The organism is Glaciimonas sp. OK215 (assembly GCF_057787885.1).
In genome coordinates this window covers 5618419-5643508 of sequence record NZ_CM173544.1, presented here as the reverse complement: position 1 = coordinate 5643508, position 25090 = coordinate 5618419, and the positions used below count along the sequence as shown (strand labels likewise).

The 25090-nt window shown below is 57.4% G+C and carries 24 protein-coding genes; 15 read left to right on the top strand and 9 right to left on the bottom strand.

Annotation, left to right across the window (positions count from 1 at the left end):
• Positions 1–51: 51 nt before the first annotated feature.
• The 5 genes from pqqE to pqqA all read right to left on the bottom strand — a co-directional run bounded on the left by pqqE (position 52) and on the right by pqqA (position 3269).
• Positions 52–1221 carry a pyrroloquinoline quinone biosynthesis protein PqqE gene (gene pqqE / locus AC3CHX_RS26095; RefSeq protein WP_488630851.1) on the bottom strand — a complete coding sequence of 390 codons (1170 nt, stop codon included), beginning with the start codon at positions 1219–1221 and terminating at the stop codon, positions 52–54.
• The gene (gene pqqD / locus AC3CHX_RS26090; RefSeq protein WP_488630850.1) at positions 1199–1462 is read right to left on the bottom strand and encodes a pyrroloquinoline quinone biosynthesis peptide chaperone PqqD; all 264 of its coding nucleotides are present in this window, start codon (positions 1460–1462) and stop codon (positions 1199–1201) included. The genes pqqE and pqqD overlap by 23 nt, the downstream gene beginning before the upstream one ends.
• Positions 1463–1483: 21 nt before the next feature.
• Complete coding sequence (pqqC, locus tag AC3CHX_RS26085) at positions 1484–2200, bottom strand: pyrroloquinoline-quinone synthase PqqC (protein ID WP_488630849.1); 717 nt, start codon at positions 2198–2200, stop codon at positions 1484–1486.
• Positions 2197–3114 carry a pyrroloquinoline quinone biosynthesis protein PqqB gene (gene pqqB, locus AC3CHX_RS26080; RefSeq protein WP_488630848.1) on the bottom strand — a complete coding sequence of 306 codons (918 nt, stop codon included), beginning with the start codon at positions 3112–3114 and terminating at the stop codon, positions 2197–2199. Before pqqB ends, pqqC begins: the two co-directional genes overlap by 4 nt.
• A gap of 80 nt (positions 3115–3194) precedes the next feature.
• A complete protein-coding gene (pqqA, locus tag AC3CHX_RS26075) occupies positions 3195–3269 on the bottom strand; it encodes a pyrroloquinoline quinone precursor peptide PqqA (protein ID WP_488644937.1) in 75 nt (24 codons plus the stop codon).
• A gap of 92 nt (positions 3270–3361) precedes the next feature.
• Here pqqA and AC3CHX_RS26070 point away from each other — a divergent pair, with 92 nt between their 5' ends.
• Positions 3362–4321, top strand: a complete 960-nt coding sequence (locus tag AC3CHX_RS26070) for an alpha/beta fold hydrolase (protein ID WP_488630847.1) — start codon at positions 3362–3364, stop codon at positions 4319–4321.
• Between the two features lie 13 nt (positions 4322–4334).
• Here the strand turns inward: AC3CHX_RS26070 and AC3CHX_RS26065 are convergent, their stop codons facing one another.
• A complete protein-coding gene (locus AC3CHX_RS26065) occupies positions 4335–6227 on the bottom strand; it encodes a sigma-54-dependent Fis family transcriptional regulator (RefSeq protein ID WP_488644936.1) in 1893 nt (630 codons plus the stop codon).
• Positions 6228–6499: 272 nt separating this feature from the next.
• Here AC3CHX_RS26065 and pedF point away from each other — a divergent pair, with 272 nt between their 5' ends.
• Positions 6500–6970 (top strand): cytochrome c-550 PedF, encoded by a 471-nt coding sequence (gene pedF / locus AC3CHX_RS26060; protein ID WP_488630846.1) that lies wholly within the window; start codon positions 6500–6502, stop codon positions 6968–6970.
• 134 nt (positions 6971–7104) lie between these two features.
• Positions 7105–7911: a substrate-binding periplasmic protein gene (locus tag AC3CHX_RS26055; RefSeq protein ID WP_488630845.1), complete on the top strand. Its 807-nt coding sequence runs from the start codon at positions 7105–7107 to the stop codon at positions 7909–7911.
• A 145-nt stretch (positions 7912–8056) separates the two neighbouring features.
• Here the strand turns inward: AC3CHX_RS26055 and AC3CHX_RS26050 are convergent, their stop codons facing one another.
• Positions 8057–8920 carry a MurR/RpiR family transcriptional regulator gene (locus tag AC3CHX_RS26050; protein WP_488630844.1) on the bottom strand — a complete coding sequence of 288 codons (864 nt, stop codon included), beginning with the start codon at positions 8918–8920 and terminating at the stop codon, positions 8057–8059.
• 260 nt (positions 8921–9180) lie between these two features.
• Between AC3CHX_RS26050 and AC3CHX_RS26045 the strand changes: the two genes are divergently transcribed.
• The 12 genes from AC3CHX_RS26045 to AC3CHX_RS25990 all read left to right on the top strand — a co-directional run bounded on the left by AC3CHX_RS26045 (position 9181) and on the right by AC3CHX_RS25990 (position 22857).
• Entirely contained in the window at positions 9181–10659 is a 1479-nt protein-coding gene (locus AC3CHX_RS26045) for an NCS1 family nucleobase:cation symporter-1 (protein WP_488630843.1), read from the top strand.
• 161 nt (positions 10660–10820) lie between these two features.
• Entirely contained in the window at positions 10821–11555 is a 735-nt protein-coding gene (locus AC3CHX_RS26040) for an aspartate/glutamate racemase family protein (protein ID WP_488630842.1), read from the top strand.
• A 58-nt stretch (positions 11556–11613) separates the two neighbouring features.
• On the top strand, positions 11614–12540 hold the full coding sequence (puuE, locus tag AC3CHX_RS26035; RefSeq protein ID WP_488630841.1) for an allantoinase PuuE: 927 nt from the start codon (positions 11614–11616) through the stop codon (positions 12538–12540).
• Positions 12541–12556: 16 nt separating this feature from the next.
• Positions 12557–13810: an allantoate amidohydrolase gene (locus tag AC3CHX_RS26030; RefSeq protein ID WP_488630840.1), complete on the top strand. Its 1254-nt coding sequence runs from the start codon at positions 12557–12559 to the stop codon at positions 13808–13810.
• Positions 13811–13857: 47 nt separating this feature from the next.
• Entirely contained in the window at positions 13858–15489 is a 1632-nt protein-coding gene (locus AC3CHX_RS26025) for an HAL/PAL/TAL family ammonia-lyase (protein ID WP_488630839.1), read from the top strand.
• Positions 15490–15586: 97 nt separating this feature from the next.
• Entirely contained in the window at positions 15587–16666 is a 1080-nt protein-coding gene (locus tag AC3CHX_RS26020; RefSeq protein WP_488630838.1) for a porin, read from the top strand.
• 149 nt (positions 16667–16815) lie between these two features.
• Complete coding sequence (locus tag AC3CHX_RS26015) at positions 16816–18018, top strand: ABC transporter substrate-binding protein (RefSeq protein WP_488630837.1); 1203 nt, start codon at positions 16816–16818, stop codon at positions 18016–18018.
• A gap of 155 nt (positions 18019–18173) precedes the next feature.
• Positions 18174–19031: a branched-chain amino acid ABC transporter permease gene (locus AC3CHX_RS26010; protein WP_488630836.1), complete on the top strand. Its 858-nt coding sequence runs from the start codon at positions 18174–18176 to the stop codon at positions 19029–19031.
• A gap of 29 nt (positions 19032–19060) precedes the next feature.
• Positions 19061–20098: a branched-chain amino acid ABC transporter permease gene (locus tag AC3CHX_RS26005; RefSeq protein ID WP_488630835.1), complete on the top strand. Its 1038-nt coding sequence runs from the start codon at positions 19061–19063 to the stop codon at positions 20096–20098.
• Positions 20095–20874, top strand: coding sequence for an ABC transporter ATP-binding protein (locus tag AC3CHX_RS26000; RefSeq protein ID WP_488630834.1), 780 nt, complete (start codon positions 20095–20097; stop codon positions 20872–20874). Before AC3CHX_RS26005 ends, AC3CHX_RS26000 begins: the two co-directional genes overlap by 4 nt.
• A gap of 2 nt (positions 20875–20876) precedes the next feature.
• Positions 20877–21587 (top strand): ABC transporter ATP-binding protein, encoded by a 711-nt coding sequence (locus tag AC3CHX_RS25995; RefSeq protein ID WP_488630833.1) that lies wholly within the window; start codon positions 20877–20879, stop codon positions 21585–21587.
• Between the two features lie 40 nt (positions 21588–21627).
• Positions 21628–22857, top strand: a complete 1230-nt coding sequence (locus AC3CHX_RS25990; RefSeq protein WP_488630832.1) for an ammonium transporter — start codon at positions 21628–21630, stop codon at positions 22855–22857.
• 18 nt (positions 22858–22875) lie between these two features.
• On the opposite strand, the gene AC3CHX_RS25985 is transcribed toward AC3CHX_RS25990, so the two are convergent.
• Both AC3CHX_RS25985 and AC3CHX_RS25980 read right to left on the bottom strand, forming a co-directional pair.
• On the bottom strand, positions 22876–23991 hold the full coding sequence (locus AC3CHX_RS25985) for an ABC transporter substrate-binding protein (RefSeq protein ID WP_488630831.1): 1116 nt from the start codon (positions 23989–23991) through the stop codon (positions 22876–22878).
• A gap of 32 nt (positions 23992–24023) precedes the next feature.
• Complete coding sequence (locus tag AC3CHX_RS25980; protein ID WP_488630830.1) at positions 24024–25061, bottom strand: isocitrate/isopropylmalate dehydrogenase family protein; 1038 nt, start codon at positions 25059–25061, stop codon at positions 24024–24026.
• Between the last annotated feature and the right edge of the window lie 29 nt (positions 25062–25090).

Sequence of the window (25090 nt, the reverse complement as noted above, 5' to 3'; positions counted from 1 at the left end):
GCGACCGTTTCAAATAACGACGACCGAACTGCTGAGTGAGTCAACAGGCTCCTAGGATTTTCCGTCAAAGAAACGCCGTGAATTGGCATCCGTCCGAAACAGAACAGGCTGCTCCGGCACGCTTGCGTCGCTCTTGCGTCCGGCCTGCAACACGATATTCTGTATCACGCCATGCTGTGCCGATTTGCTGCACACCGGATCGGCATTGGTGGCATCGCCGGTCAGGGCGAGTGCCTGACAACGGCAGCCGCCGAAGTCTTTTTTCTTCTCGGGACAAGTGCGACACGGTTCCTGCATCCAGTCATCGCCGCGATACAGATTGAACGCATCGCTGTGTTGCCAGATGTCGTGCAGGCTATATTGCGTCACGTTCGGAAATTCAATGCCAGGCAGGGACCTTGCCGCATGACAGGGCAGGGCGGTGCCATCGGCGCCGATTGCGAGGAATACGGAACCCCAGCCGTTCATGCAGGCCTTGGGGCGTTCCTCGAAGTAGTCGGGCACAACGAACAGGATTTTTACCTTGTTGCCGATACGGGAACGATATGCGTTGACGACCGCTTCGGATTTTTCGACCTGTGCGCGGGTAGGCAGAAGATGGGCGCGATTGACCAAGCCCCAGCCGTAGTATTGCGTATTCGCCAGCTCCAGGTATTCCACCTCCATGGCGAGCGCCATCTCGATGATGCGGTCGACGTGATCGAGATTGTAGCGATGCAATACCACGTTCAACACCATCGGATAGTCATACTGTTTGATGAGTCTGGCCACGCGCGATTTCAGATCGAAGGTCTTGGTGCTCGACAGGAAATCATTCATTTCCCTGGTCGAATCCTGGAACGATAGCTGGATGTGATCGAGGCCAAGCTGTTTCATGCGCGCGATGCGGGTTTCGGTCAGACCGACGCCGGAGGTAATCAGATTGGTGTAGTAACCGAGTCGATGGCCCTCTTCGATCAGCTCTTCCAGATCGTCGCGCAGCAGCGGCTCGCCGCCGGAGAAGCCGAGTTGGGCGGCCCCGAGCCTGCGTGCCTGCCGCATCACGTCTATCCATTGCGCAGTACTCAGTTCCTTGTTGTTCTCCGCATAGTTCAGCGGGTTGTAGCAGAACACGCAATGCAGCGGGCAACGATACGTCAATTCCGCGAGTAGCCAGAGTGGCGGCGCTGCGTTGGCATGGTGAAGTCCGCGCATGTTCTCAGGTAATCCAGTTGCGTTCATTGGCTGTCCGTAAAAAGTCATCCACATCGGCCCGTAATCCGCTCACGGAAAACGCCCGCTCCAGGGTGTGCGTGATGGCCGACACGTCGCGCTCGCCATCGCACAGTTTGAGGATTTCTGCTGCGCTGCGATTGAGCTGCACCATGCCTTCCGGGTAGAGCAGCACGTAATTGCTTTGCGCATCTTCCCATTGCAGTCGAAACAGTCTGGATAATTTTGGCTTGTCTGGGTGGGTAGTCATCGGGTGCTCCACGAAGTAAGGTTAAGGGTAGGCTTTTTCGATGGCGTCCGACAGCGACCACAACACATCGAGTTTGAACTGCAAGATCTCCAGCGCACGGTCCTGCTGGGCACGTGTGATGAAGTGGGCTAGCGTCACTTGCAGTCCGTGCTCGACATCGCGCTCGGCGAGCGAGATGCGGCTGCGGAAATACTGCAAGCCGTCGGCTTCGATCCAGGCGTAATGCTGCGGCCAGTTGGCTAAACGGTCCTTGTGGATTTTTGGGGCAAACATTTCCGTCAAGGAGGAACAGACGGCTTCTTGCCATGGTGCGTGCCGCGCGAAATTGACATAGGCATCGACGGCAAACCGCACCCCGGGCACCACATGCTGCAACGACCATAGCTCGCTGCGTGGAATGCCAACGGCTGCGCCGAGCCGGGCCCATGCTTCAATCCCGCCGGCATTGCCTTCCGCGCCGTCGTGATCGAGTATGCGCTGGACCCACTTGCGGCGTATGGCGCGATCGGGACAGTTGGCGATGATGGCGCCGTCTTTTTGCGGAATATTGATCTGATAATAGAAGCGATTGACAACCCAGCCGCGCAGCTGCTCAGGGCTGAGCAAACCGTTGTTCATCTTGACGTTGAATGGATGGTGGATATGGTAGCCGCTGCCTTTGGCGCGCAGTTGCGCTTCGAATTCGGCGTGGTCCCATGCGCGGGAAGTGTCGCCTGCGGGTTGTATCAGCTTAGTCATAGATCGATCTCCATGCCGTCAAATGCGACTTCGATGCCGTGCTGCGTCAGGATTGCCCGCTCTGCGGAATCCTCATCCAGCATCGGGTTCGTGTTGTTGATGTGTATCAGTATCTTGCGCGGTCCGGCGATCGCATCCAGCACCTCGATCATGCCGCCTTTGCCCGACTGCGGCAGGTGCCCCATGTCGGCCGATTTCTTGGCGGAAAAACCCAGCCGGATCATTTCATCTTCCGTCCATAAGGTGCCGTCGACCAGCAGGCAATCGGCTGCATGCATGGCCGCCTCTATATGCGCTTCGATTTTCCCCAGGCCGGGCGCATAGAAAATCTTCTTTCCGTTCTTCTTGTTTTCGATGAGGAGCCCCAGGTTATCGCCGGGCTGCGACATTTCCCGATGCGGCGAGTAGGGCGGCGCTTTGCTGGAGAGCATCAACGGCGTAAAGCGGATGTCGTCTATCCCCGGCACTTCCACCGGCGCGATGGTGTGGTTGGGGGCGAGAACGTGCCATTGCACGCCGCAGTAATGCGATAGCACGTGGACCAGCGGCAAGCCGATGGTGAGATCGTCCCATACCGCCGCCGTGCAATACAGCGGCAGCGGACGGCCTTCCCGCAACATCAATAGTCCGGTCACGTGGTCGATTTGCGCATCCATCAGCATCACCGCGGCGATGCCGGTGTCGCGGGCGCTGCGCCCCGGCTGCAGCGCCGGCGTGGCGCGCAGCTGCGTCAGGATGTCGGGCGAGGCATTGATCAATACCCAGTCGCTGCCGTTGGACGACACCGCAATCGACGATTGCGTGCGTGGCCGGGCGTTGATGCTGCCGTCGCGGACGCCGCTGCAGTTACGGCAATTACAGTTCCATTGCGGGAAACCGCCACCTGCTGAAGAGCCTAATACGATGATTTTCATTGTTTGAGTAGGTTAAGCCCGGGATCAGGTGCGGCGATCGTTTTGCAATCGCCGCACTGTCCAAAGATGCTGATTAGCTATTAACGATTGGCGATGTACATTGTGATTTCAAAGCCAAAACGCAGGTCGGAAAACGCAGGTTTGTTCCAGGTCATGATTGACTCCATTGAATAGAAAAAAATACCAGGTACGATTTGTGATTGCATGCAAGCATTGCCCATAAGGCGCCTTAACAACTGATGCAATCATGTCGATAAACGCAAGTTCCATGCCGAAGGTTTTTCCTGCGCCATTCCACGCCGGCTGGTTGTCCGTCGGCGACGGGCATAGCCTGTATTTCGCCGAATATGGCTGCATCGATGCGCCTGCGGCAGTGGTCTTGCATGGCGGGCCGGGTAGCGGTTGCAGTACGGGGATGCTGGATTGGTTCGATTTGTCGCGCCAGCGGGTTGTGCTGTTCGATCAGCGCGGTGCCGGACGCAGCATCCCGAGCGCCTTGCTGGCGCATAACCGTACGCCCGATCTGATCCTCGATATCGAGCATATGCGCCGGCACTTGCGCATCGATCGGTGGCTGGTCGTGGGTGGCTCGTGGGGGGCCACGCTGGGCATCCTGTACGCCGGATGCCACCCCGACCGATTGACCGGACTGGTGTTGCGCGGGACGTTTCTGGCAAGTCCTCGCGAGATGACCTGGTTTTTCCAGTCGCTGCGGGCTTTGGTGCCGGATGCATGGGGGCGTCTGACCCATGGATGGACGCATTTCCAGAAAGAGGATGTGCTCCAATCCTTAACAGCGCTGCTGCAAAACGGAACATGTGATGAACAACACGACGCCGCAGCGCGTTGGAGTGATTATGAAGATGCCGTGTTGCAGGCGATGACGGGAGTGGCGGTAGCGATGCCGGCAAGCGGCAGCGCGGCAAGATTGGCGAAATACATCCTGCAAGCGCAGTACCTGTCGCATCGCTGTTTTGTCACCGAGGGCAGGCTATTCCGTTCTGCACGCAAGGCCGCAAGCGTGCCGACCATCATGATTCACGGTACGCACGACTGGATTTGTCCGCCGGAGAATGCCTGTCGCCTGCAACGATTCATGCCGCATGCCGACTTGCGATGGGTGGCCGGGGGAACCCATACGCCGTCCGATCCCGCCATCCGGAGCGCGCTGCAACAGGCCATTCATGATCTGCGAAATGTGCTGTGACCGACGCTTTTTTTCAGAGAATCTTGCGATAGATGGTGTTGCGCGACACGCCCAGGGCTCGCGCTGTGGCGGATACGTTGCCGCCATTGGAGGCCAACGACTTTTGGATAACCGATCGCTCTACCTGTTCGAGATTGGCGCCGCTGGAAACCAGTAAATTGGTATTCTGATTCGCTTCATGGGCTTGCGACTGTTCGATGTCTTCGAGAAAATCGTCCGGCAGATGCTGGTGTTGAATTTCGCGATCCTGATCGGCCATGACGATCGCGGTGCGTAACAAGTTCGTCAGTTGGCGGAAATTGCCCGGCCAGCCATGCAGCTTGAACAGCCGCATGATGTCAGGTGTGACCGTATAGCGTCCGCCGGCGGACTCTGCCATGAGTATTTTCTCGACGACGATTTCTATATCGGTCCGCTCACGTAGCGGCGGTAACCTGACTACCAGACCGTTCAGGCGGTAGTAAAGGTCTTCGCGGAAGCTGCCTTTGGCGATCAGGTCGCGCAGATTGCGATTGGTGGCGCAGATCAATTCGACATTCACGGTGATTGACTTGGTACTCCCCAGCGGCGTGACCATGCGTTCTTGCAGTACCCGTAACAGACGCGACTGCAGATTGGACGGCATGTCGCCGATTTCGTCGAGGAACAGCGTCCCTCCATTGGCTTGCAGGATCTTGCCGATGGCGCCCTTTTTACGCGCACCGGTAAACGCGCCGTCTTCATATCCGAACAATTCCGATTCAATCAGCGTTTCGGGAATGGACGCGCAATTGACCGCCACAAACGGACCGTTGGCACGCGGCGAATCATTGTGGATCGCTTGCGCCAGCAATTCTTTGCCGGTTCCGGTCTCGCCCATGATGAGAATCGGAATGTCGCGTCCCAGCACTTTGTTAACCTTGTCGATCAGGGCGCTTACCTGCGGATCGCCGGTATTCAGATAGCGGAGTCCGGACATGCGTCGGGCCGTCTGGTTCGTGCGATTGCCAGCTGCCGAGCACAAGCTCTGGTTTGTGCCGGTGTCTTCGTCATCGGCGTCGCGGACCAACTCCACGGCATGGTGGAAGGCATTATTGGCGAGATGCAGTTCGGCACGTCCATACACGCGCACGCCGTTAGGCATGCAAAGATTCAGCAATCCGGGTACGGCCGTACGGTAATGGTCGAACAAGGCGGAGATGGGTAAGCCGAAGAGTGAGCTGAATGTATGTAATCGCAGTGCCGGTAACGACAAGCCCAGCTGAAACAATCCGGTCCGGTTGGCAGAAAGGAATCTTCCGCCCGGGGTGAACGAGGCAATCCCTTCCATCAGCGTGCCGATGAATTCCGGTCGTGTATTGAAGTGCAAGGTGATGGCATCCTGGAACGCAGCCGAAAACATATGATTTTCGATCATCTGCGCCGACATCCGCACCAGCGCCATCGTATGCTTGTGAAAACTGGATTGATCCCCGGTCACATCCAGCACGCCGATCACATTGCCCTGATGATCGAGAATCGGCGCCGCCGAGCATGTCAGAAAGTGATTGGCCACCAGATAATGCTGGTTGGCATGTATTTGTACCGGCAGTTGCTCCGCGATCGCGGTGCCAATCGCATTGGTGCCTTTGCTGGCCTCCGACCATGTGACACCGGGTTTGAGTGCGACCCGATTGGCCTTCTCCAAAAAATCGTCGTCTCCCAAGGTGTGCACGATCAGACCGTTGACGTCGGTCAGGATCACCATGTTGTGGGTATTGATGATTTGTTCGTAGAGTGTTTCCATCACCGGCAACGCATGCGTATGCAGAATGCGGTTTTGCTCCAGCAATAGCGACAAATCAGTCCGCTCTATGGGACTGAAATCGGGCTTCTCCGTTTCGGACAAGCCATACGCTATAGAGCGCAGACGGGATTCTTCTATCATCATGTGCGTATTGCATGCAGAAAGCGTGCCACGCACAACGCCGTTTTATCGTCGGTGGCGCCGCTTGCCTGCCGGCGCATGGCCCGGTCTCCTGCGGAGCGTTGATCCAGACGGCATGCCATTCCTTGTTTTCAGGCTGTGCATTTATATGGCACCTGCTATTCCACCTGTTCAGAAATGGAACAGAAACCACACCGCTGTGCGCCTGATTTTCCTGGCACGGCAATTGCCTCTACCTCCTCATTCTGTCAAAACGTTGTCGAGGAGATTGTATGAAAAATATTAGACACATCATTTCGGGTTGTTCTTTATTGGCCGCTGTATTGACGCCATCGTTTGCGTTTGCGCATGGCGATGTGACGCCGCAGCCGATAGATACAAAAACATTGCCTGCACTTGGACCGGCATGGCGCACTGAAAACCCCTATAGCGGCCAGAAGGAAGCGGTGAAAATCGGAACATCCGGATACGCTGAAAATTGCGCACGATGCCATGGACTGCAGGCGCAATCCGGCGGTATTGCGCCGGATTTGCGGTTGTTGGATCGCGACTGTACGGATCTCAAAAGCGAAGCGAAAAAACAAGCCTGCTACAAGGAAACGGATAAATATTTCCTGGTATCCATTCGTCATGGGAAGGTGCGCAATGGCGCTGTCTACATGCCACCGTTCGAAGGTGTCCTGAATCAGGAAGCCATGTGGTCCATCAAGGCTTACCTTGAGACCTTGCGCGCAATCAAGTAAGCCGGCAGAGCCACGCGGATTGTGTGCTTCAAAGTGTGTGAGTCAGGCGTGGCTATGTCATGGTAGCGGAGACATTTGCAAACAGAATAGGGTGCTGCACCATGTATAAATTTTCTCGTAGAGTCCTGAGCGCGATGTTAGCGCTCGCGTGCCTATGTCTATGGTCGACGGCGCAAGCGCAAGCGAATGCCGATTTTCTGAAAATCAAGCAGTCCGGTGTGCTGAAGGTGGCTGTGTATAACGATTTTGCACCGTTTTCGGCGAGCGACGGCGGCATTGATATCGATCTGGCGGCGGCACTGGCCGACAAGCTGGGACTGAAGCTGAGCTTGCTGCCGTTTCCTGCCGGCGAAGAGCTGAGCGACGATTTGCGCAACATGGTCTGGAAGGGACACTATCTCGGCTACGGTCCGGCTGATGTTCTACTCCATGTGCCGGTCGATCAGAGTCTGATGCAGCAGAATGACAAGGTGGAAATTTTCGCACCGTATCATCGTGAGACGGTGTGTCTGGTACGGGACATACGCAAGCTGCCGCGCTTCGATCATCTCGATGCGATCGCCGGAAAGAAGATTGGTGTCGAAAAGGTGTCGATCGGCGCAGTTTTGCTTCTTGGTGCGGAAGACGGCAAGTTTCGGGACGGCGTGAAAATCTATCCGACGGCAACGGAAGCACTTGAAAAACTCAAGGCAGGCGAACTGGATGGGGTAGTCGCCAACCGATCGGAAATAGAATCGGTGTTGAGAAAAGATCCCAATTATCAAATGAGCGAGGTCGCGTTTCAGCGCTTGCCACGCAAAGGCTGGGTGCTTGGCATGGCGGTGAAAAAGGATGACATCGCGCTCGTCAAATTATTGCAAGACGCGACCGACGCGTTGATTGCATCCGGTGAGATGGCCAAGATTTTTGCTAAACATGGCGTGCAGGTGATTGCGCCGTGACTTCGGTCGGCTACCGGCTTTCGCATTAACTATCGGGCAGCGGACTCGGCTATTCTGAGTTTCGCTGCGCCTCGCTAAGTCCGACAGACTTCATTACCACCCGCTATCGTTGCCGCCAGCGCATGCGTGGCGCAATCTCAATCGCTCACAACTCTTTCAACGCTGCGTGCAGCTCTTCAATTTTTACCAGCCGCTGTCGACCCACGGTACCGACTTTTTCAATCACCTGCGCGGACAGAACGTGGCAGAGCGCCATCACGGCGGTGTGGTTATCGAGCGGTATCGGGCTTTTGGTATCGCATTTGAGCACCCAGGTCGCTCCCAGGTCGCCACGGTTGGCGGAATCCGTGATCAGCAGCGTTTTCACGCCGAAACGGCTAACCGCTGCAATCAATTCGGCCAGCAGCGGATTGCGCCGCCGCAGCCCGAAGACGATAAAAATGTCTTCCGGATCCAACCCGACCAGATATTCCGCGAGCGTTTCTCCTGCGCGGGGCAGCACATAAACGTTGCTGCGGAACTGGATGAACTGCCAGTGTAGATAGGCCGCAAAAAAATAATTGTTGCGCTGCCCAAAAATCCTCACCTGGCGAGCCTTGGCGATCTTGGCGCCAAGTTCACTGACCAGCAGCGGCGAGATGCCGGCAAAAGTGCCGCGGATGTTTTGTGTGCTGGCGGCAATATGCTGCTCGTACAAGTCCGAACTATCGGTAACAGTGCCCGGTTCCTGGCGATCCAGCAGGTACAGCGGAGAGCCCCAGTCCATGCCCTGGCGTGCCAGGCGCCGCATCTGGTCGTAATTCTGATAACCAAGGCGCTGCACCAGTCGGGTCATCGTGGCATTCGACACGCCCGCCATTTTCGTGATTTCGGAGGCTGAGTAGCTGGCCATGTGGCCGGGCGACTCCAGAATCATGTCGGCCAGGCGCTTTTCAGCCTGCGGCAGTTGGGCGAGATGCTGCTGAATGCGAATCGACAGGTTGGCTGCCGGAGAAGTTGGTTTAGTCATGAGTTGCATCTTTGGCATACGGCTGAGTGAAAAAATATTTTACACGAAGTGAAAAAATGATTTGACACGGGTTGAAAAAAGATTTTCAATGCAGTGTCGAAGAAAAAATAATATCGCCTCAAAGAAGGCAACGAATGCGCATGAAGCAATACCGGCGTCCTGCCATATTCAGTGCACGACTGACGAACGCAGACGCCTGCAAAGCATCACCTTGCAGACAAAATAATAAAGCTTGCTATGTCAAACCTTAGGAGACAAAGATGGAAAAGCATAACGCAGTTATCAAGCCGTCGTATGACGATCGGCTGACCAATGAAGACCTGGCGCCGCTGAAAAAGCAGACTTGGGGCACCTATAACATTTTTGCGTTCTGGATGTCCGATGTGCATAGCGTGGGCGGCTATGTGACTGCCGGCAGTCTGTTCGCCCTGGGACTCAGTAGCTGGCAGGTGCTGGTTGCGCTGTTGACGGGCATCATGATCGTCCAGTTCTTTACCAACCTCGTGGCAAAACCCAGTCAGGTCACAAGCGCACCTTATCCGGTCATTTGCCGTACTACCTTCGGCGTGCTCGGCGCGAATATTCCGGCCATTATCCGCGGCCTGATTGCGGTGGCCTGGTACGGCATCCAGACCTACCTTGCATCGAGCGCTTTCCTGTTGATCGTTCTAAAGTTCTTCCCTCAAATGGCGCCCTATGCCGATGTCAAACTGTATGGGTTTGTCGGCTTGTCGTATCTGGGATGGCTGGGTTTCATGGTGATGTGGGTACTGCAGGCTATCGTGTTCTGGACTGGCATGGACAGCATCCGTAAATTCATCGATTGGGCTGGCCCGGCGGTGTATGTGGTGATGATCCTGTTGGCAGTCTGGCTCATTTCGAAGGCTGGCTGGAGCAAGATCGACCTGAATCTGGGCGGCATCAAGTACAGCGGCATGCAAGCCCTTCCGGTGATGATTAACGCGGTCGCGCTGGTAGTGTCCTATTTCTCCGGCCCGATGCTCAACTTTGGTGACTTTTCGCGTTACGGCAAGGATTACAAATCGGTCAAGAAGGGCAATTTCTGGGGACTGCCGGTGAATTTCCTCGGCTTCTCGCTGCTGACAGTTGTATGTATCGCTGCAACGCTGCCGATTTACGGCAAGCTGATCACGGACCCTGTGGAAATGGTCAGCCATATCGACAACACCTTTGCCGTGGTATTGGGCGGCCTGACCTTCATGATTGCTACGGTCGGCATCAACATCGTCGCCAACTTTGTTTCACCGGCCTTCGATTTTTCGAACGTGGCACCGAAGCTGATCAGCTGGCGCATGGGCGGCATGATCGCGGCAGTGGGTTCTATTTTCATCACACCGTGGAATCTGTTCAATAACCCGCACGTGATCCATTACACGCTCGATATCCTGGGCTCTTTCATCGGACCTCTGTTCGGTATCCTGATTGCCGATTTCTATCTGGTGAAGAAGCAAAGAGTGATCGTCGATGACCTGTACACGATGGATCATAAGGGCGCCTATTGGTATAGCCATGGCTACAACCCCAAAGCCATCATGGCATTGATTCCGTCGGCCATCATTCCGATCCTGTGCGTGCTGGTCCCTGCTCTCGGCGGCTTGGCCAACTTCACCTGGTTCATCGGCATGGGCTGCGGCTTGGCGATTTACTGGACCATCAGCGACAAACGGGCAGCGCCGGCGGCCGGACGGTTAGCGGGCGAACTGCCGGATTCCTTGTAAAACCACAATCGAATGCTAGCCTTATTCTGCATAAGGCGTAGTTGTGCAGCGGGCGTCAGGGCGCTTCCTGATGGGGCTCGCTCGCCTGGCGACAAGCTTCATCCCCCGACTCGCCGCTATTCTTCCCGGCGGCGAGTCACCTAAATTATTTAGGTCCAATCATGAAAATTAAAATCATCAATCCCAATACGACCTGGAGCATGACCGAGAAAATCGGCCATAGCGCGCGCCAGGTCGCTGCCGCCGGTACGGAAATTCTGGCGGTCAGTCCGAGCATGGGGCCTGCATCCATCGAAAGCTATTACGACGAGGCGCTGAGTGTGCCTGGCATTCTCGATGAAATCCGGCTGGGCGAAGCCGATGGCGTCGACGGTTATGTGATTGCCTGTTTCGGTGATCCCGGTCTGTATGCCGCGCGTGAAGCGGCACGTGGCCCCGTGATCGGCATCGCGGAAGCGGCAATGCATGCGGCGAGCCTGATCGGCACCGGTTTCAGCGTGGTCACCACGCTCGAGCGTACCTGCGGAATCGCCTGGCATCTGGCCGAAATATATGGCATGAGCCGTTTCTGTCGCAAGGTGCGGGCGTGCGAGCTATGCGTGCTCGATCTGGAAAAGCCCGGTTCGGATGCGTATCGGATTATCGTCGACGAATGCCGCCGCGCGATGGACGAAGACAAGGCCGACAGCATTGTGCTCGGTTGCGCCGGCATGTCCGACCTCTGTGAAGCCATCGGGCGTGAGCTTGGCATCACGGTGATCGATGGTGTGACGGTCGCAGTCAAACTGGTGGAAAGCCTGGTGCAGCTTGGTTTGAAAACCAGCAAGCGCGGCGACTGGGCCGCGCCTCCGATAAAACCGTATTCAGGCTTGCTGGAAAATTTTGCACGAGGCTGAGTAGCAACTCTTTGCCTGCATATTCTTTGTCAGGCCATTTTAATTTTGAGTGATATTGATGATGACAGATGATTATCCACGCGACCTGGTCGGTTATGGACGCACCCCACCCAACCCGCAATGGCCGGGCAATGCCAGGCTGGCGCTGCAATTCGTATTGAACTATGAGGAAGGCGGGGAAAACTGCGTGCTGCATGGCGACCGCAGTTCCGAACAGTTTCTGTCTGAAATTGTGGGCGGGCCGGCGTTTGAAGACCGGCACATGAGCATGGAAAGCATCTACGAATATGGCTCTCGTGCCGGGGTATGGCGCATTTTGAAGGAGTTCGAGCGGCGCGCCTTGCCGATGACTATTTTCGGCGTATCGATGGCGCTTGAGCGGCATCCGGAGTTGACGCAAGCCTTTGTCAAGCTGGGACATGAAATTTGCTGCCATGGCTTGCGCTGGATCCACTACCAGAATTTCGACGAAGCCACCGAGCGCGAGCATATGCGCATCGGCATTGAGATCATCAAAAAATTGACCGGAGCAGCGCCGCTAGGCTGGTATACCGGGCGCGATTCGCCGAACACCAGAAAACTGGTGGTGGAGCACGGCGGCTTTCTGTACGACTCCGATTATTACGGCGACGATTTGCCGTTCTGGACCGACGTCAAGCTCAGCGATGGCAGCCGCAAATCGCATCTTGTCGTTCCTTATACGCTCGATACCAACGACATGCGGTTTGCCACGCAGGCGGGATTCAATAATGGCGATCAGTTCTTTCAATATCTGAAAGACGCTTTTGATGTGCTCTATGCCGAAGGCGAAACCGAGCCGAAAATGTTGTCGGTCGGCATGCATTGCCGCTTGCTCGGGCGGCCCGGCCGAATGCGCGCCCTGCAGCGCTTTCTGGATTACGTGCAGGGACACGAAAAGGTGTGGATCTGCCGTCGCAGCGACATTGCCCAGCATTGGATCAGCACATTCCCACAATCAACTTAATGTCGGAGTCCGCCAAATGAGCACACAACCATCCTTACGATATCCGGACGAAATCGGGCAATGCATCATGGCCGATGCAAAAGCTTTGGCTGCGCATACGGAAACCGCGGGCATGATGACGCGCACCTATTTGACCCCGGCCCACCACGGTGCTGCGGCGCAACTGGCCGAATGGATGTGCGCGGCGGGCATGAATGTCCGGCGCGATATGGCCGGCAACGTGATCGGCCGCTATGAGGCAAATACCGCAGATGCCCCGGCGCTGGTCACCGGCTCGCATTTCGACTCGGTGCGCAATGGCGGGATCTTTGACGGCAATCTTGGCATCCTGCTGCCGATCAGCTGCATTCAACGATGGCATGCCGAAGGCAAGCGCTTCCCGTTCGCGCTTGAGGTCATCGGCTTCGCCGAAGAGGAAGGCGTCCGCTTCAAGGCAACCTTGCTCGGCAGCCGTGCCGCCGCCGGCACCTTCGACATGGCGGTACTCGACAACCGGGATGAAGACGGTCACACCATGCGCGAAGTGATGGCGGCGTCCGGCTTCCACGCGGTTGGCCTGGCCAAAGCTGCGTATGCGCCTGAATCGGTGCTGGCCTTTGTCGAAGTCCATATCGAACAAGGCCCGGTGCTGCTCAACGAGAATCTGCCGCTGGGCATAGTCACGGCCATCTCCGGCGCCTCACGCTTCATGGTTGAGGTCGAAGGCCTGGCCGGACATGCCGGCACGGTGCCGATGGAAATGCGGCGCGATGCGGCCATGGCGGCGGCCGAAATCGGCTTGTATATAGAGCGGCGTTGTCACGGCACGCCGGGACTGGTCGGCACTGTCGGCCAGTTCAATGTTCCGAACGGCGCCGCCAATGTGGTGCCGGGCCAAGCGGTTTTTTCGATCGATATCCGCGCCGGCGACGATGCGGTAAGGCTGGCGGCGGTGGCCGACGTACTCAGCGAAATCGACAGGATCGGACACCGCCGCAACGTGGCCATTCAGGCGCACAAGACGCACGAGGCGCCCAGCGTGCCTTGTGCGCCGTGGCTGCAACAACAATTGGCGACGGCAATTGCCTCCACCGCATTGCCGGTGCGCCACCTTCCTTCCGGCGCAGGGCATGACGCGATGGCGATGGCTGCGATTGCCGATGTCGCGATGCTGTTTGTCCGCTGCGGCAACGGCGGCATCTCGCACCATCCGTTAGAGACTATGACCGCCCAGGATGCAGAAGCTGCTGCCCGTGTCTTTACCGCTTTCGTAGAGAATTTTAAAAAATGACGGTTGCGCTCAATACTGCCGCCACTCAACTTCCGAATTGAAAAAACATGACGAACACAACCATCACCATCGACGGCTTCAACCTCAGCGCAGCCCAAGTCGTCAGCGTGGCCCGCGCGCCCCATTTGCCGGTGACGCTGGCGCAGTCTTCCCGCGCCGCGTTGAAAGAAAGCCGCGATTACATCGAATCGACCTGGATGCACGACGCAGCGCCGATGATGTACAGCTTCAACACCGGCGTCGGCCTGCTGAAAGACACCCGCATCAAGGTCGAACACATCGAACTGTTCCAGACCCAGCTGATCAAGGCCCATTGCGCCGGGATCGGCGAACCGTTTTCGGAAGAAGTCAGCCGCGCCACCATGTTGCTGCGCGCCAATGCTTTCGCCAGTAATTACTCGGCGCCGCGGGTCGAAGTGGTCGATCGCCTGCTGGCCTTCCTGAACGCCGGGATCCATCCGCTCATGCCGCAAAAAGGCTCGGTCGGCGCCTCCGGCGATCTGGCCCCGCTGTCCTACCTGGCCGCGGCGATTGCCGGTTTCGACGAAGCCGAAGTGATGTATCAAGGTCAGCGCATGAGCGCGCCGCAAGCCATCACCCAGGCCGGGATCGGCCCGGTCAAGTTCGACCTGAAAGCCAAAGATGCGTCGGCCCTGATCAACGGCTGCACCGCCTCGCTGGCGGTCGCGGTCCTGGTGGCGCACGATGCCCGCAATCTGCTGACCGACGCCTGCCTGTCGCTGGGGCTGACGCTGGAAGCGATGCGCGCCGAGATGGCCGCCTTCGATCCGCGCATCCAGCAAGCGCGCCCGCACGCCGGTCAAATCAAGACCGCCGCAGTGGTGCGCACCCTGCTCAAAGGTTCGACCCGCACCACGCACGTCGCACGCGCGGTGCAGTTCCCGGAAGAGTCGCGCCGCACCGATATTCCCTACAGCGCACGGATCCAGGACGTCTACTCGCTGCGCTGCGCGCCGCAAGTGTATGGCCCGGTATTCGATGCGCTGGACTACATCGACAACATCGTCGACAAGGAAATCAATTCGGCCACCGACAATCCGCTGATCTTCGACAAGGAAGGCGGCGGCTTCGAAATCATCTCCGGCGGCAATTTCCACGGTCAATACCTGGCCCAGGCCATGGATCTGATGGCGATGGCGATCACCGATCTGGGCAGCATCTGCGAACGGCGCGTCGCGCGCCTGATCGATCCGACCTTGTCCTGGGGCTTGCCGCGCAACCTGATGAGCGGTGTGCGCGGGGTGAATACCGGCTATCCGGTGGTGCAATGTTCGCTGAGTTCGCTGGTGATGGAAAACCGCACGCTGTGCATGCCGGGCAGCGTCGACAGCATTCCGGCCAAGGGCAACAGCGAAGACCACGTGTCCAACTCGACCTGGTGCGCACGCAAGGCCGCCACCGTGGTGGCCAACACGCAATACATCATCGGCGTGGAAATGTTGCTGGCGGCCCAGGCGCTGACCATGACCGAAGACTTGCTGCCAGGCTTCGTGCTGGGTCAGGGCACGCAAGCGGCTTACCGGGAAATCCGGCGCCAGATTCCGGCTTGCCTGGACGGCGACCGTTGGTTCCATGACGACATCCTGATGGCGCAGTCGTTTGTGGTCAGCGGTTCGGTGCGGGATGCCGTGGTGGAAAAAATCGGCAAATTTGTCTGATGAGGAGACTCCCAATAAATTAGAGACTACCTGACGGACCACATAAAAACTCAAAAGCAGGACGTTGTATTTTAATAATAAATCCAAGGAGCGAGACATGAAAATAATATGCAAATGCAGTATGGCGGCAGCACTATTTGGTATTGCTATCCACCCGGCAATGGCGCAGACGAGCGTGACGGTGTCTGGCGTCATCGATACCGGGCTGAGTTCCGTTAACCATGTCGGTGACGGCACGCAATCGAAGCTGTCCGCGGTGAACAGCATTTTGGGTGTTTCCAATATCGGCGTCAAAGGCAAAGAAGACCTGGGCAGTGGCCTGAATGCGATCTTTAACCTGCAAGCGGGCTTTAATCCTACCAACGGCACGCAGTCTGCCACAGGCCAGCTTTTTTCACGTAACGCCTACGTGGGCCTGGGCGGCGGTTTCGGTACCTTGACTGTGGGCAAGCAATGGAACTTCAATGACGATTGGCTGGTTGGCAATGTGTTCGAGGGCGGGTTTAACTCCGGGGCGATCTTCAAGTTCTCCGAGTTCGATGCGGTCAGCGAAATCTATAACAACACCATCAAATATGTGACGCCGGCAGTCGGAGGGTTGCAAGGCGGCTTGATGTATTCGGTGGGCGAAGTTGCCGGCAATACTTCCGCCGGCAGTGTGTATGACATCGCTGTTCAGTACTCGCACGGCCCATTCTTCTTTGCGGCAAGCTATGACCATGAAAAGGATGGCGCAGCGATCGGTAACACTGGCAATGCCTACAAACTGACAACGCTGGGCGGCAGCTACACCTTCGGTCCCGCGCGCGTAAGGCTGGGCTATGCCAACAGCAATATCGGCGGTCCCGGTACGTTCCAGTCAATTGCCAGCCTTGGCGCGAGAAAGGCCAATGCCTACGAACTCGGCCTTGACTATACCGTGACGCCTGCCTTTACGGCCTCTGCCGACGCCCTGTACCGCAAGAACACGACACTTGCGAATAACACCAAGGTCTATCGTTTGCTCGGTGTCTATAGTCTGTCCAAGCGTACCAGTCTGATCGCCAACGTCGCATATCTGAAGAATGCAGATGGCGCCTCGGAGACATTGGTGAATACAGACTCGACTGCGGTGGGCGGCGGCTTTGCAAACCAAAGTCAAACCAGTGTTGCACTAGGCATTCGTCACGTGTTCTAACTGAGGCTACGCATAGTCTTCGCTGCCGGGGAAATGGGGGATCTTTTCCCCTCTGTCGGAAAGCCTTCGGCAGTGATCAACAGTTAATTATCTTAAGGGCTATGCCTAAACGATAATTTGTCCTAAAACAAAAAGTAAGGAGACTGAACATGACGACAACGACAAAGGCGGTACTACGCATATTCACCGTCGCTGCGGTGCTGGCCGGCGGGCTGATGGCAGACACGGCGGGGGCTGCGGATAAGGTTCTCAAGATAGGCGTGCTCGGGGTGATGAGCGGACCGAGTGCTTCGTGGGGCCTGGTCAACAAGTATTCGGCTGAAACAACGGCCCAGATGTATAACGAAAAGGGTGGCGTAAAGATCGGCAACGATACCTACAAGATCCAGCTCGTCAGCATCGACGAGAAAGCCGACCCCAAACTCGCGGTATCCGGTGCAGAGCGGCTGACCCGCCAGGAAGGCATCAAGTACATCATCGGGCCTAACGTCGACACCTCGGCCGCCAGTATCAGGCCGGTCATGGAGGCTACGGGCGCGATTAATTTCCCCTACGCATTCTCCAAGGAACTCTACACGCCGCCGGCCGGCAACTCGATCCTCGGCATGGTGGCCTCCTACCAGGCAGCACCTTTGATTTTTAAGTACATGAAGGATAAGAAAGGGGTGAAGACAGTAAGCTTCGTGACCCGTAACGAAGCCGACCCCCTGAACCAGCGCGTAGAGGACCTGAAGGCGGCGAAGGAAGCCGGCCTGCAGATTGTCTCCTCCAACGATACCTACGAGCCGGGCACAACAGACTTCTTCCCGGTGATGTCGCGCGTGGTCAAGAGTAAGGCCGACCTGATCGTGCTGGCCGGTGTCGCTCCGGCTGACGCGCCTTTGCTGATCAAGTCGGCGCGTGAACTTGGCTACAAGGGTCAGATCAGTACCGAAACCGCACAGGATGCAAAGGTGTTGCGCGAAGTCGCAGGAAACCGGGCCGATGGCTTTGTTTCGGTCGGTGGCGCCAGTACGCCGGAGATCCGCAGCGCCTATATGGAGGACTTCATCAAGCGCTACACGAAGATCGCCGGTGAATGGAATGACGAAGCGGGGACCAAGGCATACGCACTCGAGATCATCCTCGCGACGCTGCAGAAGAACCCGAAGGCCATCAACGACGTCAACGAGTTCAAGAAGGCCATCCCCGACTTCACCATGCCGAATCCGTTCCTGAAAAACAAAACGGTCCTGAAATATGTCGGCAAGAAATATTTCAGCCAGCCGCGCCAGATCGGCGTGCCCGTGGTGGTCACCGAATACCGGAATGGCGGTTTCCAGACACTGTTTGTCGGTACGGTCGCAGACTAGGAGCCTGTCGGACTTACAGAATCGAATTCTCCCTAAGTCCGACAGGCTCCTAGCCCCTGCTGCGAGGCGGTGCGCGTTCGCCGCCGCATTTTTCAGTTTTTCTGCGCGTCACCGGCCGGAGCAGGTGGCGCACCAACTTGCAGCGGGGTCGAATCATGTCTCAGATGCTTCTTAACGGCCTGGTCCTCGGCACAATCTACGCGCTGATCGCGCTTGGCCTGACATTGATTTTCAGCATTATGCGTGTCGTCAACTTTGCGCACGGGCAGATGTACATGCTGGGGGGATTCATCGTCTACTACCTTACCGTTGTGTTTGGGGTGAACTACTTCCTGGCGTTGCTGGCCGCGATTGTCGGCGTTGGTGCGATCGGGGTCCTGTTCGAGGTATTTCTGTTCCGCCGTGTGTTGCGTATCGCGAAAAGAGAGGAAAACTCAATGCTGCTCGCGATGGGCACTGCGCTCCTGCTGGAAAATGGCGCGCTGGTCACCTTCGGCGAAAAACAGCGGGGCGTGCCGGAGGTGGTCAGCGGCGTGCTGGAAATCGGCGATGCCTTCTTGCCGATGAGCCGATTGCTGGTGATGGGGCTGGCCGCACTGCTGATCGTGGCGTTGCTGCTGTTCGTCCAATACACACGTCCGGGACGGGCCATGCGCGCCGTGGCGCAGGATAAAGAGGTCACTTTTCTGCAGGGCGTCAACGTGACGCGGATATCCATGCTCGGGTTTGGTCTGGGCGCCGCGCTGGCGGGCGCGGCAGGCGGGCTGCTGGTGACGATTTTTGCGGTGAATGCCGGGGTCGGCACGGCGGTTTCAGTGAAAGCTTTCTTGATGGTGATGATCGGCGGTGCCGGCGTGACCGCGGGCGCAATCCTCGGGGCATTTGCGCTTGGTTTCGCAGAGGCGATCGGCTACGAGGTGTTCCCGGGTTCGCTCACGTATCTGCTGATATTCATCGGCATCATCATTTTCCTGGTTATCCGGCCGCAGGGAATCATGGGCAGATCGTCCTAACCACATAGCACGCAAAGACGAGGTGTTCGATGAACCAAAAGGCATTCAGGCTGACGGGCTTTGTCCTCCTGCTGGTGGTTTTTCTGGGAGCGATTCCATTGCTTTTCAGGAACTCTCCCTATTTGATCCAGGTACTGACCAACGCAGCCACGCTCAGCGTCATCGCTTCCGGGGTCTGGGTGACGTTCGCCATCGGCCGCACCAACATCGCGCAAGGCGCTTTCGCGATGATCGGCGGCTATACCGCCGCCATCCTGTCGACGCGCTATGGCGTCTCATTCTGGCTGTGCCTGCCGTTGGCGGGCATCGCAGCGAGCGTGGTCGGGGTGGTGATCGGCTGGGCAATTCTGAAACTCAAGGGTGTGTATTTTTCGATGATCACGCTCAGCGTCACGGAAGCGGTCCGGCTTGCCATCTTGAATGGCGGTGACTTCACCCACGGCGCCAGCGGCATCATCAACGTCGCGCGCCCGGATGCATTGTCGCTGTTCGGCATGACCTTGATTCCAGCGTTTGACGGAGCGTCGCCGTTCCCCTTTTATTACCTGGCGATGTCGTTGCTGATACTGACGCTGCTGTCCTTGTGGCGGATCGCCAACAGCCGCCTCGGCTGGACGTTTCGCTCGATGCGCGTGAACGAGGACCTCGCCGCGAGTATCGGTGTGAACGTAGCGAAGTACCGGGTCATTGCCTTCAGTATCTGTTGTTTCATCGGCGGCGTCGGCGGCGCTTTCTTTGCTGCCTTCCAGCAAAATATCTACCCGGCCACCTATACCGTGAACGACTCCATGGCATCGATGCTGTACTGCTTTCTCGGTGGCTTGGACTATATCGCGGGGCCGGTAGTCGGCGCCTTCCTTCTGGTGGTGAGCTTCGAGGCCCTGCAGCCGCTGCAGAAATTTCAACCGATCATCTACGCGATATTGATGATCGCATTCATGCTATGGCTCCCCAACGGCATCCTCAGCCTGCCCGTGTGGGAGCGCTTGTTCGGGACCTCCGGTCAAAGGAAGGGCACGCTCGCAGCGGCTGCCGAAGCTGACAAAACGGGGGAGAAGTTAACATGAGCAGCCTGTTGAGCGTGCAAAATCTGACCAAACGCTATGGTGGCCTGGTCGCCAACAACGACATCAGCTTCGACCTGAACAAGGGAGAGATTCTGAGCATCATCGGCCCTAACGGCGCCGGCAAGAGCACTCTGTTCAAGCTGATTGCGGGCTTCGTCAAGCCGACCGCCGGCAAGGTCCTGTTCGAGGAGGAAGACATTACCGGACTGCCGCCCCACGTGGTTGCCGAGCGTGGCATCGTGCGGACGTTTCAGGAGACCACCATCTTCAAGGAAATGACCGCATTGCAGAACGTGGTGGTGGCGCACCAGTTGCAATGCCATGCCACCAACTGGGGCGTATTTTTTGGCAGCCGCCGTGCCCGCGAGGATGAATTGCGCTTCCGCGAGAATGCCGCCGCGATCCTCGAATTCCTGGGTTTGGGAAAGGTCATGGATGAGCAGGCCGGCAGCCTGCCGCACGGCTATCTGCGGGCGCTCGGTATCGCGATGGGCATGGCCGCCAATCCGACCGTGCTGCTGCTCGACGAGCCGTATGCCGGAATGAACCCGGAGGAGACCGACGCCGCTGTGGAAATGACGCGCAAGATCGTCCAGCAGGGCATCACCATCGTCCTGGTCGAACACGACATGTCCGCCGTCATGCGTATCAGCGACCGGATCGTGGTGGTCAGCTTCGGCAGCAAGATTGCGGAGGGCACGCCTGCCGAAATCCAACACAATGAAGCCGTCATCGAGGCCTATCTGGGTCGCGAGGATGAAGAACTGGGAGTCTGATCATGTACCTCGAGTTTCGCAACGTCGAAGTCGACTACGACAAGGTCTCGGCCCTCAAGGGGGTGTCGCTCAAGCTCGAACAGGGAGACACCATCGCGCTGATCGGCGCAAACGGGGCAGGCAAGACCAGCACGATGCGCGCCATTACCGGGCTGACCAGGATCAAGAAAGGGGAAATCTGGTTCGATGGAAAACGCATCGATGGCTTGACGCCGGATGCTGTGGTGAAACTCGGGATTTCGATGGTACCGGAGGGGCGCCACATTTATCCGCACATGAGCGTCAAGGACAACTTGCTGATGGGCGCCTATCTGCGCCGCGATACCCAGGGCATCCGCGACGACCTGGACAAGCTGTATGGCCGCTTCCCGCGCGTTAAGGAACGGCTCAATCAACTGGGCGGCAGTCTGAGCGGCGGTGAACAGCAGATGGTGGTGATGGGCCGCGCATTGATGGCCCGCCCCCGGCTTTTGCTGCTCGACGAGCCCTCGCTGGGGCTGGCCCCGATGATGATCCGCCAGATCGCCCAGGCGGTGGTCGACGTCAATCGCGAAGAAAAAGTCAGCGTCATCATCGTCGAGCAGAACTCGCGTATGGCGCTCAAGATCTCGAAGTACGCCTACGTGCTCGAGACCGGTAAAGTCGGGCTGGAAGGCCCGTCCGCCGAACTCATGCACAACGACCACATTCGCAAGCTCTATCTTGGCGGCTAGCCAATAATATTTCTGAAAAACAACATACTGAGACCTTACCATGACACTTAATATTGGCAACACGGCATTCATGCTCCTCTGTTCGAGTCTGGTGATGCTGATGACCCCCGGGCTCGCATTCTTTTACGGCGGATTGGTGGGGCGCAAGAATGTGCTGGCCATCATGATGCAGAGCTTTATCTCGCTGGGCTGGACCACGGTACTCTGGTTTGCGTTCGGCTATTCGATGAGCTTCGGCCCCAGCTGGCACGGCATCATCGGCGACCCGACTTACTATGCCTTTCTGCGCGGCATCACGCTGGAGACCATGTACACCGGCAACGATGCCGGTATTCCCCTCATCGTGCATGTGGCTTACCAGATGATGTTCGCCATCATCACGCCCGCACTGATCACCGGCGCATTTGCCAATCGCGTGACCTTTAAATCCTACTTCCTGTTTTTGACCGGCTGGCTGATCTTCGTGTACTTCCCGTTTGTCCACATGGTGTGGAGTCCTGACGGCTTGTTTGCCAAGTGGGGCGTGCTGGACTATGCGGGCGGTATCGTCGTCCACAACACCGCCGGTTTTGCCGCGCTGGCTTCGGTGCTGTACGTCGGTCGCCGCAAAAAAGTCGAACTCAAGCCGCACAACGTACCGCTGATCGCACTGGGATCGGGTCTGCTCTGGTTCGGCTGGTACGGCTTCAATGCCGGCTCCGAGTTCCGGGTGGATGCGGTCACTGCTTCGGCCTTCCTGAACACTGACATCGCCGCTTCCTTTGGCGCGATTACCTGGCTGTTTATCGAATGGTTCTATCATAAGAAACCTAAATTTGTCGGCCTGCTGACAGGTGGCGTGGCAGGTCTTGCCACCATCACCCCGGCGGCCGGTTATGTGTCGCTCGGTTCGGCCGCGTTGATCGGCATGTTGGCTGGCTTGATTTGCTTCTACGCGGTTGCGCTTAAAAACCGCCTGGGCTGGGATGACGCACTCGATGTCTGGGGTGTGCACGGGGTCGGCGGCCTTACCGGCACCATCCTGTTGGGCGTGTTTGCGTCCAAGGCCTGGAACGCCGGCGGGGCCGACGGACTGTTGCTGGGGAATAGCTCCTTCTTCTTCACGCAATGTGCCGCCGTGATCATTTCCGGTATCTGGGCGTTTGCCTTCACCTACGGCATGCTGTGGCTGATCAATCTGTTTACGCCGGTGCGCGTCGATCCCGCGCTGGAAGATCGCATGGACGAAGAGCTGCATGGCGAAGATGCTTACGAATCCACGCTTGGTTAAGCAATTTGCAGCGAGGTACTACCTGATCAGCCTGCCATGTTGGCCGACAATGCTCAACTCCACAAAATGCGAACCGTCATGGTTGCCGGCGCTATAGTTGACGTGCACGCCCCCGAGATCGACATCGTGCATGGCTTCGAGCGCAGTCACCAGTTTTTCCGCGCTGGGATTGGCGCCGGCCCGGCGCAGGCCTTCGGCCAACAGTTTGGCGGCGATAAACCCTTCCTCCACGGCATCGGTGGCGGGTGGCGGATGATTTGCTGACTTCAGCGCACGCTGGAACTCGTGCACGACAGTCACACCGACGTTGTTCGGCGATGGCGTGACTTGCATGACACCGATGCCGCGCCCATCCTTGCCAAGGGAGGCAAAGAACTCTTCCGAATTGACGTTCGAGAGCATCATGAATTGCGGTGAATGACCGGATGCCCGCATTTTCTTGATGAAATCGGCGCAGGCGCTCGGCGTGCAAGCCATCAGCACGGCTTGCGGATTGGCGGCGGCGATACTGGCGACTGCCGCAGCGACGTTTAAATCCTTGCGGCTGTAGGCGGCGATGACGACCGGTTTCAGCTGCCGCGCTGCAAGATTTTTTTCAAATCCGGCCAGGCCATCCTTGCCGAAGGTGTCGTCCTGATGCAGGATGGCGACTTTTTTGATCTGCAGGGTGGCCAGCGACTCCACCATTTTTGCCGCTTCCTCCTGATAGCTGGCACGCAGGTTGAAAACATAGGGATGGAGTGGCTTGTACAGAGATTGCGCGCCGGAAAAAGGGGCGATCAAGGGGATCTTGTTCTGTTCCAGCAGCGGCAAGATCGCCTCCACCGTGGGCGTGCTGCGATAGCCGAACAGCGCCAGCGCATGGTTCTCGTTGATCAGCTTCAACGTGTTTTCTTTGGTTTTCAGCGGATCGCGTTGGTCGTCGTAACTGATCAGTGCGATTTGCCGGCCATAAATCCCGCCCTGGGCATTGATCCGGTTGAAATACAGCTGGGCGCCGAGCATGTTTTCCCGACCCGTTGCCTGCCCGGATAATTCCACCGACTGACCGATGACGATCTTGTTGTCTGTAGCGGCAAATGCGCTCAGACTGCTCAGACTAAGGCTCAATAGCAAGGGTAAAAAGCGCAGCACAGTTATCTCCTGATGGTTTTTTTGAGTAACAATTAGATCATCGCAAGCCGGCGCACAATCGCATCGGCAAACTGCCGAGTGGATGCCGTGCCCTTCAGATCGCCGGTGCGAACCTGGTCCGTGTTCAGCGTTGCAGTGATCGCAGTGCGCAGTCGCTGGGCCAGGTCATGCCGACCGACATGCTCAAGCATCAGACCTGCAGCGAGCATCAGGGAAATGGGATTGGCGATGCCCTTGCCGGCAATGTCCGGCGCGGAGCCGTGCACCGCCTCGAATATCGCCGTGTCGTCACCGACATTCGCACCGGGCGCCATGCCAAGCCCGCCAACCAGGCCTGCCAACTGATCCGAAAGAATGTCGCCGAACAGATTTGTGCATAACAGCATGTCGAACTGCCAGGGGTTAAGCACCAGCTGCATGGCACAGGCATCGACGATCATGTCATTCATCTGCACCTGATTCTCGTATTCGCGCGCTACTTCTCTGGCCGCTTCCAGGAAGATGCCGGTCAGCGCCTTCAGGATGTTGGCCTTGTGCACAATGGTGATTTTCTTGCGGCCATTCTTTACGGCATATTCAAAGGCGAATCGCGCAATCCGCTTACAGCCATCGCGCGTATTCACGCCGGTAGCGACAGCGACCGCGCGTGGATCGTCGCCGACCGGAACATAGTATTCGTGCGCCACATAAAATCCGCCCAGGTTTTCCCGCACCAGCACCAGGTCGATATTCTCGTAACGGTCGGGAACAATAGTCAGTGCGGGCCTGACGTTGGCATACAGTTGAAACTCTTCACGCAGCCGCACGTTCGAGGACCGGAAGCCTTCGCCAACCGGCGTGGTCAAAGGTCCCTTGAGAGCCAGTTTGTTCTTGCGAATGCTTGCGAGTGTTGCCGCCGGCAACGGGTCGCCACAACTGTTGACGCCGGCCATTCCCGCCTGTTGAACGTCCCAGGAGAAGGGCGATCCCAAAGCGTCCAGCACCTGGACCGTGGCCTCGACCACTTCCGGACCGATACCGTCTCCGGGGATCAGGGTTGCGGGAATTTGGGGGAATATTGTGTTTTTCATGTGGTCTTCCTTCAGGACTCTGAAATAGC

What these genes read in the sequence shown, in the direction of transcription:
- AC3CHX_RS26020 (WP_488630838.1), top strand. Translation starts at nt 15,587, where the DNA reads ATGAAAATAATATGCAAATGCAGTATGGCGGCAGCACTATTTGGTATT.
- puuE (WP_488630841.1), top strand. Translation starts at nt 11,614, where the DNA reads ATGATGACAGATGATTATCCACGCGACCTGGTCGGTTATGGACGCACC.
- AC3CHX_RS25995 (WP_488630833.1), top strand. Translation starts at nt 20,877, where the DNA reads ATGTACCTCGAGTTTCGCAACGTCGAAGTCGACTACGACAAGGTCTCG.
- AC3CHX_RS26010 (WP_488630836.1), top strand. Translation starts at nt 18,174, where the DNA reads ATGTCTCAGATGCTTCTTAACGGCCTGGTCCTCGGCACAATCTACGCG.
- AC3CHX_RS26070 (WP_488630847.1), top strand. Translation starts at nt 3,362, where the DNA reads ATGTCGATAAACGCAAGTTCCATGCCGAAGGTTTTTCCTGCGCCATTC.
- pqqD (WP_488630850.1), bottom strand. Translation starts at nt 1,462, where the DNA reads ATGACTACCCACCCAGACAAGCCAAAATTATCCAGACTGTTTCGACTG.
- AC3CHX_RS26000 (WP_488630834.1), top strand. Translation starts at nt 20,095, where the DNA reads ATGAGCAGCCTGTTGAGCGTGCAAAATCTGACCAAACGCTATGGTGGC.
- AC3CHX_RS26040 (WP_488630842.1), top strand. Translation starts at nt 10,821, where the DNA reads ATGAAAATTAAAATCATCAATCCCAATACGACCTGGAGCATGACCGAG.
- pqqC (WP_488630849.1), bottom strand. Translation starts at nt 2,200, where the DNA reads ATGACTAAGCTGATACAACCCGCAGGCGACACTTCCCGCGCATGGGAC.
- AC3CHX_RS25980 (WP_488630830.1), bottom strand. Translation starts at nt 25,061, where the DNA reads ATGAAAAACACAATATTCCCCCAAATTCCCGCAACCCTGATCCCCGGA.
- AC3CHX_RS26065 (WP_488644936.1), bottom strand. Translation starts at nt 6,227, where the DNA reads ATGATAGAAGAATCCCGTCTGCGCTCTATAGCGTATGGCTTGTCCGAA.
- pqqB (WP_488630848.1), bottom strand. Translation starts at nt 3,114, where the DNA reads ATGAAAATCATCGTATTAGGCTCTTCAGCAGGTGGCGGTTTCCCGCAA.
- AC3CHX_RS26025 (WP_488630839.1), top strand. Translation starts at nt 13,858, where the DNA reads ATGACGAACACAACCATCACCATCGACGGCTTCAACCTCAGCGCAGCC.
- AC3CHX_RS26030 (WP_488630840.1), top strand. Translation starts at nt 12,557, where the DNA reads ATGAGCACACAACCATCCTTACGATATCCGGACGAAATCGGGCAATGC.
- AC3CHX_RS26015 (WP_488630837.1), top strand. Translation starts at nt 16,816, where the DNA reads ATGACGACAACGACAAAGGCGGTACTACGCATATTCACCGTCGCTGCG.
- AC3CHX_RS26055 (WP_488630845.1), top strand. Translation starts at nt 7,105, where the DNA reads ATGTTAGCGCTCGCGTGCCTATGTCTATGGTCGACGGCGCAAGCGCAA.
- AC3CHX_RS26050 (WP_488630844.1), bottom strand. Translation starts at nt 8,920, where the DNA reads ATGACTAAACCAACTTCTCCGGCAGCCAACCTGTCGATTCGCATTCAG.
- AC3CHX_RS26005 (WP_488630835.1), top strand. Translation starts at nt 19,061, where the DNA reads ATGAACCAAAAGGCATTCAGGCTGACGGGCTTTGTCCTCCTGCTGGTG.
- pedF (WP_488630846.1), top strand. Translation starts at nt 6,500, where the DNA reads ATGAAAAATATTAGACACATCATTTCGGGTTGTTCTTTATTGGCCGCT.
- AC3CHX_RS26045 (WP_488630843.1), top strand. Translation starts at nt 9,181, where the DNA reads ATGGAAAAGCATAACGCAGTTATCAAGCCGTCGTATGACGATCGGCTG.
- AC3CHX_RS25990 (WP_488630832.1), top strand. Translation starts at nt 21,628, where the DNA reads ATGACACTTAATATTGGCAACACGGCATTCATGCTCCTCTGTTCGAGT.
- pqqE (WP_488630851.1), bottom strand. Translation starts at nt 1,221, where the DNA reads ATGAACGCAACTGGATTACCTGAGAACATGCGCGGACTTCACCATGCC.